Source organism: Dokdonella sp., from assembly GCF_035511235.1.
In the GTDB taxonomy this organism is placed as follows: Bacteria; Pseudomonadota; Gammaproteobacteria; order Xanthomonadales; family Rhodanobacteraceae; genus Dokdonella.
This window is the reverse complement of sequence record NZ_DATKFQ010000025.1, coordinates 38,681-52,281: the sequence shown is the minus strand read 5'-3', so window position 1 is coordinate 52,281 and position 13,601 is coordinate 38,681. Positions and strand designations below refer to the sequence as shown.

The following is a 13,601-nucleotide window of genomic DNA, read 5'->3' as shown; positions in this document are numbered from 1 at the left end:
CACCGCTGTCGGCAGCCCTGCCGCGGCGGCGTCCGGCGAACCGGTCCTGGACGCGTCGATGCAGGTCCGCGGGCGCCTCGCCCGAAAGCGCCATTCCCGCAGCCGAATACACAGTGCTATACCTGCGCGCCGTTTCGCCGCGCGAGCCGCCGATGACCGATGCCGACCCCCGCGCCCTGACCCGACGCGATCTGCGCACGCTGAGCCTGGCCGCGCTCGGCGGCGCGCTGGAGTTCTACGACTTCATCATCTTCGTGTTCTTCACGGCGGTGCTGGCGCAGCTGTTCTTTCCGCCCGACCTCCCGGAATGGATGCGCCAGCTGCAGGCGCTGGGCATCTTCGCGGCCGGCTATCTGGCGCGGCCGCTCGGCGGCATCGTGATGGCGCATTTCGGCGATCGCGTCGGACGCAAGCGCATCTTCGTACTGAGCGTGCTGCTGATGGCGGTGCCGACGCTGCTGATGGGTCTGCTGCCGACCTATGCCGAGATCGGCCTGGCTGCACCGCTGCTGCTGCTGACACTGCGTCTGGTGCAGGGCGCGGCGGTCGGCGGCGAGGTGCCCGGCGCCTGGGTGTTCGTCTCCGAGCACGTGCCGCCCGCCCGCATCGGCCTGGCCTGCGGCACGCTGACCGCAGGGCTCACGTTCGGCATCCTGCTCGGATCGCTGGTCGCCAGCGCGGTCAACGCGTGGTGGAGTCCACAGGCCGTGCTCGCGGGCGCCTGGCGCTGGCCGTTCGTGCTCGGCGGCGTGTTCGGCCTGGGCGCGATGTGGCTGCGCCGCTTCCTGCACGAGACGCCGGTGTTCGAGTCGCTGCGCGCGCGCCGTGCGCTCAGCGAGGGCCTGCCGCTGCGCGAGGTGCTGCATGGCCACGGCCGCGCCGTCGTGGTGTCGATGCTGCTGACCTGGATGCTGACGGCCGGCATCGTCGTGGTAATCCTGATGACGCCGACGCTGCTGCAGACGCTGCTGGCGATCCCGGCCGCCGAGGCGGCCCGCGCCAACAGCGCGGCGACGCTGGCGCTGTGCGTGGGCTGCATCGTCTACGGCCTGGCCGCCGACCGCTACGGCGTGCGCGCGGTGCTGATCGTCGGCGCGCTGGTGCTGATCGCGGCCACCGCGATGCTCTATGCCGGCGCGCGCGCGATGCCGCAGCACCTGATCGCGCTGTACGCGGTGACCGGCTTGTGCGTCGGCGTGGTCGGTGCCGTGCCGAGCGCGATGGTGCAGGCGTTTCCGGCGCCGATCCGCTACTCGGGCATCTCGTTCGCGTACAACGGCGCCTACGCGATCGCCGGCGGACTGACGCCGCTGGCGGTCGCGCTCTGGCTGCGCAGCGAGCCGCAGGCCGCGGTCTATTACGTCGCCGCTGCGGCGCTGGGCGGCCTCGCCGCGGCCGTGTGGGGCGTTCCCGGCCGGCGCGATGCCGCCTCCGCGATGCGATAGCGCAGCCGTCTGCGTGCCGCGCCGCATCGGGTGACAATGGCAGCCGATCCATGCCGACGAGGACGCCGATGCATCCGGACCTGTTCGCAGCCAAGCCCGCCGCTGGGGCCGACGTTCGCGTCGGCATCGGCGGCTGGACGTTCGCGCCGTGGCGCGAGACGTTCTATCCGGCCAAGCTCGCGCACAAGCGCGAACTGACGTACGCGGCGAGCCAGCTGCGCACGATCGAGGTCAACGGCACGTTCTACGGGGCGCAGAAGCCGGCCACCTATGCGCGCTGGGCCGCCGAGACGCCGGCCGGATTCCGGTTCTCGCTGAAGGCGCCGCGCTACTGCACCGAGGCGCGTCAGCTGGCCGGCGTCGGCAAGGCCGTGGACGGTTTCGTGTTTGGCGGCCTGTCCGAACTCGGCGACCGCCTCGGTCCGATCCTCTGGCAGTTCCGCCCGCAGCGCCGCTTCGACCGCGACGACGTCGCGGCCTTCCTGGACCTGCTGCCGCGCGATCTCGACGGCGTGCCGCTGCAGCACGTGCTGGAAGTGCGTCATCCCAGCTTCGCGTGCGCGGACTACCTGGCGCTGATGCGCTCGCACGGCCTGCCGAGCGTGTTCACCGATTCGCCGGACTATCCCTCGTTCGCCGATCTGACCGGCGAGATCGTCTATGCGCGGCTGATGCGCAGCCGCGAGGACGAGCCGTCCGGCTACACCGCGGCCGAGCTCGACGCCTGGGCCGATCGCGCGCGGATCTGGGCGGAGGGCCGCGCGCCGGCCGATCTGCCGACCATCGAAGCGGCCGATGCCGCGCCGGTCCGTCCGCGCACGGTCTACGTCTACTTCATCAGCGCGGCCAAGGTCCGCAATCCGGCGGCCGCGATGGCCTTGCAGGCGCGTCTGGTGCGCTGAGCGGCGCGCCGTCGCGCCGCAGACCGCATCGGCCAGCCCGCGGCGCCGGCGTCGCGGCTGTTGAGACGCCCGCGCCGCAGACTGGCCTCACCGCAACGCGTCGAGCGCCGCATCGCGCCCGATCCGGGACGCAGCTCCGGCACGTCGCGACTGCGGTGATGTCCTCCCCCGTCCAAGGAACGCGACCATGACCCATCTCTCGATCCAACCGACCGGCCCGCAGCGGGCCTTCAAGCCGAGCCAGGTGACGATCGGCTACGACCACTACCGGCCGCTGCAGGGCCAGTGGCTGACACGCGTGGTGCCCGCGCTCAAGCTCGGCGGCCAATGGCTGGCCGAGGCCGGCTTTGCGATCGGCGACAAGGCCGAAGTCATCGTCGCCAACGGCGAACTGGTGATCCGCGTGATTCCCCCGGCGCCCGAGCCCGAGACACCGCCGCCGCGCCGGTCGCGCAAGACCGCCTGACGGCAGCGCCGAAAGCGCGCACGCCGCGGCGATCGCGCGCGCTCGGTCATGCCGGTCGGATGCCGGCTGCCAACACCGGGGGCAGCCCGTGCCCGCCTGCCCCTCGGCAGGCGGGCCTGCCGGCCGCGTCGCAATCGAGCTGCGGCCGGGCCGTCCGGCCGGCGCGGGCTGCGGTCAGCCATCCGCCCGCGGCGGTGTCAGCCGTGAGCGGCTTGCTGCGTAGGAGATTTCTTACGCGGCTGTAGGAGATTGGCCCGGAGACGCGTACGACGCGCGATACGCCGCAGCGGCGCGGAGTGCGGGCGGCTGGCGGGCAATGGCCCGATGCGATCGGGCGGACCTGCATGGCCGACCGTCCGGACCGGCCCGGCGTTTCCGGAACGGCCCTCCGAATGCGTCGCTCCCGGGCGTAGGAAATCTCTTACGGCGCCGTCAGCAATCGACCCGGGCGCCCGGTCGCCTGGCGGCCTCGGCGGCCCGTGGCAGCGGCGACGCCGGGGTCGACCGAGGCCAGCCGACGCCGGTCGACGCAAAGCGGTGCCGCGCTGGCTGCCCGACGGCCGGCCTCGGGCGCCGCCCACTGATCCGGCCGCCGCCTCGTGGGAAAAGCTTCGGAAATGCTGAGGATCGGCCTGCCGGAGGCGATCGCCGCATTCGCTCCGGGCCGGGACGCGGCAAGATCGGACCCGAATGGCGGTCGTCGGCGATCCGACGCTGCGGCGCGGCGCCGCCTCTCCGGCGCTGCGGCGCTGGCGCGCCGTGCATCGCGCGGGCGTCGCGCTCCGGGGCCGGCCGAGGCCCCGCCGTGCCGGCCCCGGCCCGCCGGCGCCCGCTGCCTTCGGATCGTCCGGCGGCCCGTTGCGTCGCGCCGGGTCCCGGACTGACGAACCTACAACCGACGGAGGGAGACACACCGATGATGCCGCGATCCTGGCTCCTGCTGCTGCCGGTCCTGCTGGTGCTGCCGCTGGCCGGCTGCGATGCGCCGCCGAAGCCGGCCGGCGACGCCGCGCCCGCCGTGGTGCCGCTGTTCGACACGTTCGGCGATCTGCATCGCGACGTCGCCACGCGCGTGCCGGCGGCACAGCGCTACTTCGACCAGGGCCTGCGCCTGACCTACGGCTTCAATCACGAGGCCGCCGCGCGCGCGTTCGCCGAGGCCGCGCGGCTCGATCCGCGCTGCGCGATGTGCGTCTGGGGCCAGGCGCTGGTGCTCGGGCCCAATATCAACCTGGCGATGGATCCGGCCTCGGCGCAGGTTGCGACCGCGCTGGCCGCGCAGGCGCTGCGCCTCGCCGCCGATGCGCGGCCGGCCGATCGCGCGCTGATCGAGGCGCTGCAGGCCCGCTACGCCGACCCGCCACCTGCCGACCGGCGGCCGCTGGACCAGGCCTATGCCGAGGCGATGGCGCGCGTCGTCGCGCAGTTCCCCGGCGACGACGATGCCGCCACGCTCTACGCCGAAGCCCTGATGGATCTCTCGCCGTGGGCGTACTGGGGACCGGACGGCGCGCCGGCCGAGTTCACGTCGCGCATCATCGGCGAGCTCGAGCGCGTGCTGGCGCGCAATCCGCGTCACATCGGCGCGATGCACTACTACATCCATGCCACCGAAGCCTCGCCCGATCCGAAACGCGCCGAGCCCTATGCCGACGCGCTGGCCGCGCTGGCGCCCGGCTCGGGTCATCTCGTGCACATGCCGGCGCATACCTACGTGCGGATCGGCCGCTATCACGACGCGACGCTGACCAATTTCGCCGCGACCACGGCCGACCAGGCGTTCCTCGCGGTCTGCCGCGGCAGCAACGGCGTCTATCCGCTCGGCTACGTGCCGCACAACTGGCATTTCGTGACGATGACCACCGGCCTGACCGGCTCGCGCTCGATGGCGCTGCAGGCCGCGGCGCAGACCGCGCAGCGCGCGGACCGCGATGCCATGGGCCAGCCGGCGATGGCGTTCATGCAGCAGTTCGTCGTCGCGCCGGTGCTGACCCGGGTCCGCTTCGGCGACTGGGACGCGATCCTTGCCGACACCGCACTGCCGGCGCTGCCGTATCCGGCCGCGATCGGGCATTTCGCGCGCGGCATGGCGCACGCGCGCCGCGGCGCATTCGCCGATGCCGCACAGGAGGCCGAGGCTCTGCAGACGATCATGCGCGATCCGGCGATGGCGAACGTCAGCTTCTTCGACATCAATCGCGCCGATGCCGTGCTGCGCGTCGCCGACGCCCTGCTGCGCGGCGAACGGCTGCGCGCGCAGGGCCAACACGCGCAGGCGATCGCCGCGCTGCGCGAAGCGGCTGCCGCGGAAGACGCGCTGGCCTACAACGAACCGCCGGACTGGCCGCTGCCGGTGCGGCCGTATCTGGGCGCCGCGCTGCTCGAGGCCGGCGATGCGCAAGGCGCCGCGGACGCGTTCGCCGCGGATCTGCTGGCCTATCCCGAGAACGGCTGGTCGCTGTACGGCCTGGCGCAGGCGCAGCGCGCGCTCGGCCAGGCCGACGCCGCGGACGAGACGCTGCGCCGGCAGGCGCTGGCCTGGCAGTGGGCCGATGCGCCGCTGACGGCGGCGCGCTACTGAGCATGACCGCGCCGGGTTGGTCGCGCACGCGACGGCGCGAGGCCTGAGTCGCCGCTGCGCTGCTGTGGTTCCAGCCGGCGCATGGCGGCCGCTGCGCAGCGAATCAGGCGTCGACGCGTGCGCGTCGATCAGCTCCATCGCGAGCTATCGCGCACCCTGCGCCCTGGCACGGCCGTCGAGGATCATCGCGATGTCCGAGTGGCAAGGCTGACCCGCCCGCCATCGCCGTCGATGTCGCTCCGCGCGGCCCGATTCGCGGCGTCGCTTCGGCGCCGGATGTCGGCCACCTCGCCGCCGCGACGATAGCGTTCGGTGCCGCTGCGCGCCGGCCCGCAGCGGAGGCAGACCGGTCGCCGCGTAGGGCGCGGTCAGCCCTCGAAGCCGTCGGCGAAGATCGTCTCGGTCATCGGCACGAACAGCTCCGAGTCGCCGGTCGGGTTCTGGCCGTCGCCGAACCAGCCGCCCATGTACAGCACGCGGCCGTCGCCGAGGCGCTCGGCGCGGCCGCCCGAGCGCGCGGTGATCATCGCGCCGGTCTCGCCGAAGGTCTCGCTCGCCGGGTCCCAGATTTCGGCGCGCGGTTCGTAGAGGTCCGAGCCGCCGGTCGTGCTGCCGCCGGCGACCAGCACGCGGCCGTCGGCGAGCAGGGTCGCATGCGCATTCGCGCGCGGATAGGTCATGCGGCCGGCGGTGCGGAACTGGCCGGTGGCCGGATCCCACAGATAGGCGTCCATCGCGTAGTTCCAGTCACTGCCGAAACCGCCGAGCACCAGCACGCGGCCGTCGGCCAGCACCAGCGCGCAGTGGTCGCCGCGTGCGTCGGGCATGTCGCCGGTCAGCGCGAACGTGCCGGCCGCAGGATCGTAGATCTCGACGGTCGCCAGCGGGCCGTCGTCGTTGTAGCCGCCGACGATCATGATCCGCCCGTCGGCCAGTGTCAGCGCATGGCCGTAGGTATCGCGCGGATGGACCAGGCTGCCGGTTGGCGTCGCGGTCTGCGCCGCCGGATCGTAGATCTCCGAGCTGCCGAGCGTGCCGTCGCTGAAGTTGAAGCCGCCGGTCAGCAGCACCTTGCCGTCGGGCAGGCGCGCGACGATGCCGACGTAGCGTGGCGTCGACACCGAGCCGGCGGGTCCGAACGTGCCGGTGGCCGGGTCGTAGATCTCGACCGCGGTCGGAATGATCGAGCCGTCCTTGCCGCTGCGTCCGCCGGTGACCAGCACGCGGCCGTCGGCGAGGCCGACCGTGGTCGGACGCATGCGCGCGTCGGCGGCAGCGCCGGCCGCCGCATAGGTATCGGTCAGCGGATCGTAGAGCTCGGCACTGGCCAGGATGTCGCCCATCGCCGAGATGCCGCCGTACTGGAACACGCGTCCGTCCGCCAGCACGACCGATCCCTGGTGCGCGCGCGGCGTCGTCATCGCCGCGGTCGGCACGAACGTGCCCTGAGCTTCCGCCACGCCGGCGCCGCCGGCACCGGTCGCCGCGATCAGGACGGCCACGCACTGCTTGAACACGTTCATCGAATCGAATCCTCCCAGCGGCCGGCGCCGGACGCGCCGGATCTCACCGCCAACGGTGCGGCGACGCCCGCCAATGCGCATGCCGATTGCATGAGCGAACCGTTTGTACGCGATGAGCGCGGCGTTCGCGGCGGACTGGAGACCGGCCTGCCGCGCGGCGGCGCGAGGCCGTTCCCCGGCATTCGGCAACCGCTGCCGATGCGGCTCTCGCCCTGCGCCGGGCGCCGCCGCCGGCATGCCGGCGCTCAACGCGCGGCCACCGCCCGTGGCGTGGCCTCGGCCCGGACCACATGGCCGCCATCGGCATCCGGTGCGGTCCGGCCCGGCGGCGGCACCAGCAGATCCGGCGGGATCGCGCGCTCGCCGGCCAGTGACCGGCTGGCCGCGAGCGCGGCGCGCCAGGCGCCGGTCTGGCCGACCGCGCGGTACAGCGCGACCTGCAGCAGCGCGGCCTCGAAGTCCGAAGGCGCCCAGGCCGCGATGCGTCCGGCGACGACGCTGGCTTGCGCCAGATCGCCGCGTTCGATCAGGTGGTCGGTATAGGCGCGCGCGACCTGCAGCAGATCGGCCGGCACGCGCCAGGCGTCGGCCTCGGCGAGCGCACGGGCGTAGGCGGTCTGCGCCGCCGGCTCGTCGCCGCGCCCGGCCGCGGCGCCGGCCTCGATCAGCGCCAGGCGGATCCGCGCGCCGGCGTGATCTCGCGCACCGTTCCAGGCCGCCGCGTCGCGCGCCCAGCCGGCGGCTTCGCCGGTCCGCCCGGCGCGCTGCAGCGCGCGCCAGCCGAGCCAGTAGGCGGTCGAGCGGTCGTGCGCATCGCCGGCGTCGGTGACCGCGATCGCGCCGGCCGCCTCGTCGACCGCGTCGGCCGGGTCGTCGCGCATCAGCGCGAGCTGGCCGGCGACCAGCGGCAGCCAGCTGCGGGTCTGCGCGAGCAGCTCGGCCGGATGCGCGACAGCCGTCGTGCCGAGCGCGTCGACGATCGCCTGTGCCTCGGCAAGGCGGCCGGTCGCGGCCAGGCTGCGCGCGCGGGCCAGGTCGGCGTAGTGGCGCCGGCGCGGATCGCCGACGCGCTCGCCGAGTTCGAGCAGGCGCGCGTTCTGCGCCAGCGCCTGCGCCGGCTGCAGCAGCGCCAGCTGCGCATAGACCACGCCGACGCGCGTGTGCAGCTCCTCGATCAGCGCGCCGAACGCCTGCAGCCGTTCGGCCGCGTCGGCGAGCACCGGCAGGGCGTCGCCGGGGCGGCCGCGCGCGAAGTCGAGCAGGCCCTGATAGGCATCCACGCGCGCCAGCGCGAGCCGGTCGCCGGCGGCCGCGAACGCGACGCGCGCCTGCGCGTAGTCGGCCAGCGCCTCGTCGTAGCGGCGCTGCGCGCCGTGGCCGCTGGCCAGGCCGATCAGCGCGCGCCCGAGTTCGTACGGCGCGTGCTGGCCCTCCAGCGCACGCACCGCGGCCTCGGCCTGCGCGATCACGGTCGGGTGGTCCTCGCGCACATAGGCCAGATTGGCCAGGCCGTTGTGGATGCGCGCGCGCAGCACCGGGGCATCGGCGATCGACACGCGCGTCAGCAGCGCGGTCCAGGCCATCTCGGCCTGGCCGAGCCGGCCCTGCAGGAAATCGATCTGCGCGCGCTGGTGCGCGAGCTCGGCGCGGCCCTGCTGATCCGGCGTAGCCGCGTCCAGCCGCTGCCGCGCGGCGTCGAGCCGGCCGGCCAGCAGCTCCGCATCGACCTGCTGGATCAGCGTCGCGAACGCCTGCTCGGCATCACCGGTCGCGCTCGGCGCCGGCGTGAACCCGGTGACGCGCGCAAACTGGTCGGCCGCCTGGCGCGCCGCGTCGAGCACGTCCGGTGCCTGGCCGACCGCGGCCGCCGGTACGCCCTCGGTGCTGGCGAGGCTGACCACCCAGCCCTCGGCGCCGGCCTCGGCGGTGACCGTGACCGCGCGCGCCGCGCCGGTCACGCGCAGCAGCTCGGCGACGAAGGCCGGATCGGCTTCGCCGCCGCCGCGGCGCTGTGCCAGCGCGACCACGTTGTCGCTCGGCACCACGGTCTGGCCGGATGCGCGCAGCCGGCCGGCGACCAGGTCCATCACGCCGAGCCGCATCCAGCCATGCTCGGGATCGGCGTCGACCCGGGCCGGCAGCACCAGGGCGTCGCGCATGGCAGCGGCCGGCTGCGCGTGCGCGCGATCCGGCGGACCGGGCCGCAGCCGGTCGAACACCGCCAGCGCGACCACGGCCAGCAGCGCCGCGGCGATCGCCCAGTGCGAGCGGTTTCGCCACATCGGCATTGTCGCGGCCCGGATCGTCTCGGGTACCGGTGCGGCGGGCATCGCGACCGATGGCGCCGGCGCCGGCTCAGGCTGCGTCGCTTCGCCGGGCTCGGACAGCAGCGGCAACTGCCAGTGGTAGCCGTAGCGCGGCACGGTGCGGATCGCCTCGGCGTGCGCGCCGAGCGCGCGCCGCGCCTGCAGGATCGCCTGGCCGAGCGCGTTGTCGCTGATGTCGACCTTGCCCCAGACCGCGGCGATCAGCTCGTCGCGGCCGACCGCGCGCTCGCGGTGCTCGATCAGATAGCCGATGCAGTCCAGCGCCTTGGGCGGCACCGGCACCGGCGCGTCGCCGCGCCAGAGCGTGCGCGTCGCCGGGTCCAGGCGCAGATCGGCGAATCGGTGGATGGACGCATTCATGACCGCCAGTTTATGCGGCCGCGCCGAACCGGCTGTCAACTCGGCGTGGCGGTGCGGTTGCCCTTGTTTCCGGCCACACGATCGATCGATTTGGACGGCCAAATGCGCCGATACCGGACGCCACGCATCGCGATCGTCGGTCAGATCCGGGCGAGCCATCGACCACCGCATCGGCACCCGTCCTCGAACTCGCGCCGCCCGGACGTGCGCCTGCGGCGCCGGGCGAGGGCGCAGGTGCGACGGCGTTTCCAAGAACACCGGCTTCCAGCCTGCCGATATCCCGGTCACCGCGGCGTCTCGCCTCGCCGTGGCGCGGCGGGCGGTTCTTTATCGCGCGACAGTTGGTGCGACGCACAAGCTGCTCCGGCGTCCTGAATCGCTCGCGCATAGGCTTTTTTTTCCGTCAATTCTTGTGCGATGCACAGCGTCCAGTCGAAAAACGTGCATTGACGATGACGTCGGCGTAGACCAAGATCGGTCAACATACAAACAGACTGGTTCGTCTGTATCGTGATCGAGTGAAGCGTGAAACTCAGCCGAGACGTTGCGATGCCAGGGGATTCCCGATTGCCCAAGACGATGTTCGCTCGCCGAGCATCCTCGCCACGTGCCGAGGCGGCGCGCTCCTCGCCTGCCGCCTGCGCGTCGCGTCTCCCGGACTCGGTTCCGGTGAATCGGCAGTCGACGCCGTGCGGAGCGATCCATGACCGATAAGGCGATCCCCGGACTCGCGGCAGCACGCGTCATGCTCGCGGGCGGCTATCGGAAGGCCTACGAACGATCGATCGAGGATCCGGAAGGATTCTGGGCGGCGCAGGCCGGGCGAATCGACTGGCACGTCGCGCCGGAATCGATCCTGGACTGCTCGAGCCTGCCGTTCCGGCGGTGGTTCGCCGGCGGGTACACCAACCTCTGCTACAACGCCGTGGACCGCCACGTCGAACAGCGCGGCGAGCAGCTGGCGCTGGTGGCGGTATCGACCGAAACGGGCATCACCCGCGAGGTCACGTATCGCGAGCTGCATCGCGAGGTCAACCGGTTCGCGGCCATCCTCAAGCGGCTTGGCGTCGCGCGCGGCGAGCGCGTCATCATCTACATGCCCAATATCGCCGAAGCCGCGTTCGCGATGCTCGCGTGCGCCCGCGTCGGTGCCGTCCACTCGGTCGTATTCGGCGGCTTCGCGGCCTCCAATCTCGCCGTCCGCATCGACGACTCGCGTCCGCGCCTGCTGATCACCGCCGATGCGGGTATGCGTGGCGGCCGCCTGATCCGCTACAAGCCGCTGGTCGACGAAGCGCTGAGCCGCGCGGAGCACGCGCCCGCCAAGGTTCTGGTGGTCTCGCGCGGGCTCGATCCGGACCTGCCGATGACATCCGGCCGCGACGAGGACTACGCGCGCCTGTGCGAAGAAGTCGGAATGGCGCAGGAGCCGGTGGTGTGGCTGGAGTCCAACGAGCCGAGCTACCTGCTCTACACCTCGGGGACGACCGGAAGGCCCAAGGGCGTGCAGCGCGACATCGGCGGCTACGCGGTCGCACTGGCGCTCTCGATGGAGACCGTCTTCGATGTCGGCCCGGGCCAGACGATGTTCTCGACCTCCGACGTCGGCTGGGCCGTGGGCCATTCGTACAACGTCTACGGTGCGCTTCTGGTCGGCGCGACCTCGCTGCTCTACGAAGGGCTTCCGTTCACGCCGGACGCCGGCATCTGGTGGTCGCTGTGCGAGAAATACCGCGTGCGGACGATGTTCACCTCGCCCACCGCGATCCGCATCCTCAAGAAGCACGACAGCGCGCACATCACGCGTCATGACCTGACCGGCCTGAAGTACCTCTTCCTGGCCGGCGAGCCGCTCGACGTCCCCACCGCGCAATGGATCAGCGAAGCGCTCGGGAAGCCGGTCGTCGACAACTACTGGCAGACCGAAACCGGTTGGCCCGCGATCACGCTCCAGCCCGGGCTGGACCTGCATCGGGTGAAGTTCGGATCGCCCGGTCTGCCCAATCTCGGCTACCGCATCCGTGTCGTGGACGAGCACACCGGAGCGACGCTGCCGCCGAACCGCAAAGGCGTCCTGGTGTTCGACCAGCCCCTGCCTCCGGGCTTCATGACCACGATCTGGAACGACGATCATCGATTCTGCAAAAGCTACTTCTCGGCATTCGGCAAGCAGACCTATACCTCGCTGGACTGGGCGATCCAGGACGAGGACGGCTACACCTACATCCTCGGCCGCACGGACGACGTCATCAACGTCGCCGGCCATCGGCTCGGCACGCGCGAGATCGAGGAGGCCTGCACCGGATGCGCGGCCATCGCCGAGGCCGCGGTCATCGGCGTTCCCGATGTCGTCAAGGGCCAGGTGCCGGTGGTGTTCGCGACGCTGCGCAAGGCCGATGGCGACAGCGCGGGGCGCGCCGCCGCCGCTGCCGACCTGCTACGGACGATCGAATCCAGGCTCGGCGCGGTCGCACGTCCGGCCAGGGCGTACATCGTCGACGCCCTGCCGAAGACCCGATCCGGAAAGCTGCTGCGGCGCGTGATCACCGCGCTCGCCGCGGGCGAAGCGCCGGGCGATCTGTCGACCATCGAGGATCCGGAAGCGCTGAACGACATCCATGCCGCGCTCGGCCGGGGCGCCGACGCCGGCGCCGGCGCCTGACCTCGCGATCGATCTACGAAGCAGCCGATTCCAGCCATGAACATCCCACCTCCCGAACCGCTTCTTTCGAGGCCGGCCCCGATCGGTGCCGGCACGGCCGCGACCGCATGGAGGGCGTCGCCGTGAACGATGCCGTGAAGACCATCGTGATTCTCGGCGCCGGCCAGGCGGGCGCGACGGTCGCACTGGGCCTGCGCCGCTCGGGATTCGACGGATCGATCACGCTCGTCGGAGAAGAAGCGCATCTTCCGTACGAGCGCCCGCAGCTCTCCAAGGAGCTGCTGTTCGAGAACGATCGGCCACCGCGTCCGATCAAGTCCGAGGACGACTATCGCAGCCAGTCGATCACGCTCGAGCTGGGACGACAGGCGGCGAGCGTCGATGCGGCCTCGAAGCGGGTTCGCCTCGACGACGGACGGCAACTGCCGTTCGATCGTCTCGTCATCGCCACCGGAACGCGCGCGAAACGGCTGCCGGCCGTCCTCGACGGACGCAGCGGCGTCATCGCGCTGCGTACGATCGAGGACGCCTGCGCGCTGCGCGCGGCGCTCGTTCCCGGCCGATCGCTGGTGATCGTGGGCGGTGGCGTCATCGGGCTCGAAGTCGCGTGCGCTGCCCGCTCGCGCGGCTGCGAGGTCACCATCGTCGAGGCCGGAGACCGCCTGATGTCGCGAAGCGTGGACGCGACGGTCTCGCGGTTTCTGGACAGGATGCATCGCAATGCGGGCGTCGACATCCGGTACCGTTCGACGCTCGACGCATGCCTCGGCGAACGGCGGCTGCGGCTGTCCGGCGGGGACGTGCTCGAGGCCGATCAAGTTCTCGTCGGCATCGGCGTGGAGCCCAACACCCGGGGCTTCGAACCGCTGGGCATCGCCGATGAGTCCGGCATTCGCGTGGACGCATGGGGCCGTACCGCGATCGAGTCGATCTTCGCGACGGGAGACGTCGCGTCGCAGCCGATCGGCGATCGGCACGGCCGTATCGAGACCTGGGCCAATGCGCAGAACCACGCGGCCGCCGTGGCCGCCAATCTGCTCGGCCAGCAGACGCGATACGAGGCGCCGGCCTGGTTCTGGTCCGATCAGGGGGCGACCAACATCCAGGTCGTGGGCGACGCATGCGCCGGTCGCGCGGTCGCGCGGGGCGATGTCGACGGCGATGTGTTCAGCGTGTTCCGCCTCGCCGATACCGGTCACGTCGCCGGCGCCACCACCGTCAATTCGTCGCGGGACATGGCGATCGCCCGCCGCTGGGTCGCTCAGCGCGTGCGCGTCGATCCGGCACGTCTGGCCGACCCCGACGTGCCCTTGCGCGACTGCGCCGTCTAAGAAC

At 72.3% G+C, this 13,601-nt stretch carries 8 protein-coding genes; 6 read left to right on the top strand and 2 right to left on the bottom strand.

What is annotated here, in order from left to right:
• The first annotated feature begins 152 nt into the window (after positions 1-152).
• From VMR06_RS11120 to VMR06_RS11105, 4 genes are all read left to right on the top strand, one after another.
• Positions 153-1,445, top strand: a complete 1,293-nt coding sequence (locus VMR06_RS11120; protein ID WP_325376246.1) for an MFS transporter — start codon at positions 153-155, stop codon at positions 1,443-1,445.
• A gap of 68 nt (positions 1,446-1,513) precedes the next feature.
• Positions 1,514-2,347 (top strand): DUF72 domain-containing protein, encoded by an 834-nt coding sequence (locus tag VMR06_RS11115; protein ID WP_325376244.1) that lies wholly within the window; start codon positions 1,514-1,516, stop codon positions 2,345-2,347.
• Between the two features lie 187 nt (positions 2,348-2,534).
• Positions 2,535-2,813, top strand: a complete 279-nt coding sequence (locus tag VMR06_RS11110) for a SymE family type I addiction module toxin (RefSeq protein ID WP_325376242.1) — start codon at positions 2,535-2,537, stop codon at positions 2,811-2,813.
• A gap of 916 nt (positions 2,814-3,729) precedes the next feature.
• Positions 3,730-5,394, top strand: coding sequence for a hypothetical protein (locus VMR06_RS11105; protein ID WP_325376240.1), 1,665 nt, complete (start codon positions 3,730-3,732; stop codon positions 5,392-5,394).
• A gap of 368 nt (positions 5,395-5,762) precedes the next feature.
• Here VMR06_RS11105 and VMR06_RS11100 read toward each other — a convergent pair whose 3' ends face one another.
• Together VMR06_RS11100 and VMR06_RS11095 are read right to left on the bottom strand one after the other, a co-directional pair.
• Positions 5,763-6,917 (bottom strand): Kelch repeat-containing protein, encoded by a 1,155-nt coding sequence (locus VMR06_RS11100; RefSeq protein ID WP_325376237.1) that lies wholly within the window; start codon positions 6,915-6,917, stop codon positions 5,763-5,765.
• A gap of 245 nt (positions 6,918-7,162) precedes the next feature.
• Positions 7,163-9,604, bottom strand: coding sequence for a winged helix-turn-helix domain-containing protein (locus VMR06_RS11095; protein WP_325376235.1), 2,442 nt, complete (start codon positions 9,602-9,604; stop codon positions 7,163-7,165).
• A 745-nt stretch (positions 9,605-10,349) separates the two neighbouring features.
• Here VMR06_RS11095 and prpE point away from each other — a divergent pair.
• Together prpE and VMR06_RS11085 are read left to right on the top strand one after the other, a co-directional pair.
• Entirely contained in the window at positions 10,350-12,266 is a 1,917-nt protein-coding gene (prpE, locus tag VMR06_RS11090; RefSeq protein WP_325376572.1) for a propionate--CoA ligase, read from the top strand.
• A 122-nt stretch (positions 12,267-12,388) separates the two neighbouring features.
• Positions 12,389-13,597 (top strand): NAD(P)/FAD-dependent oxidoreductase, encoded by a 1,209-nt coding sequence (locus tag VMR06_RS11085; RefSeq protein WP_325376233.1) that lies wholly within the window; start codon positions 12,389-12,391, stop codon positions 13,595-13,597.
• Positions 13,598-13,601 lie beyond the last annotated feature (4 nt).

Coding starts and splice junctions, on each gene's coding strand:
- VMR06_RS11105 (WP_325376240.1), top strand. CDS start 3,730: ATGATGCCGCGATCCTGGCTCCTGCTGCTGCCGGTCCTGCTGGTGCTG.
- prpE (WP_325376572.1), top strand. CDS start 10,350: ATGCTCGCGGGCGGCTATCGGAAGGCCTACGAACGATCGATCGAGGAT.
- VMR06_RS11120 (WP_325376246.1), top strand. CDS start 153: ATGACCGATGCCGACCCCCGCGCCCTGACCCGACGCGATCTGCGCACG.
- VMR06_RS11095 (WP_325376235.1), bottom strand. CDS start 9,604: ATGAATGCGTCCATCCACCGATTCGCCGATCTGCGCCTGGACCCGGCG.
- VMR06_RS11115 (WP_325376244.1), top strand. CDS start 1,514: ATGCATCCGGACCTGTTCGCAGCCAAGCCCGCCGCTGGGGCCGACGTT.
- VMR06_RS11100 (WP_325376237.1), bottom strand. CDS start 6,917: ATGAACGTGTTCAAGCAGTGCGTGGCCGTCCTGATCGCGGCGACCGGT.
- VMR06_RS11110 (WP_325376242.1), top strand. CDS start 2,535: ATGACCCATCTCTCGATCCAACCGACCGGCCCGCAGCGGGCCTTCAAG.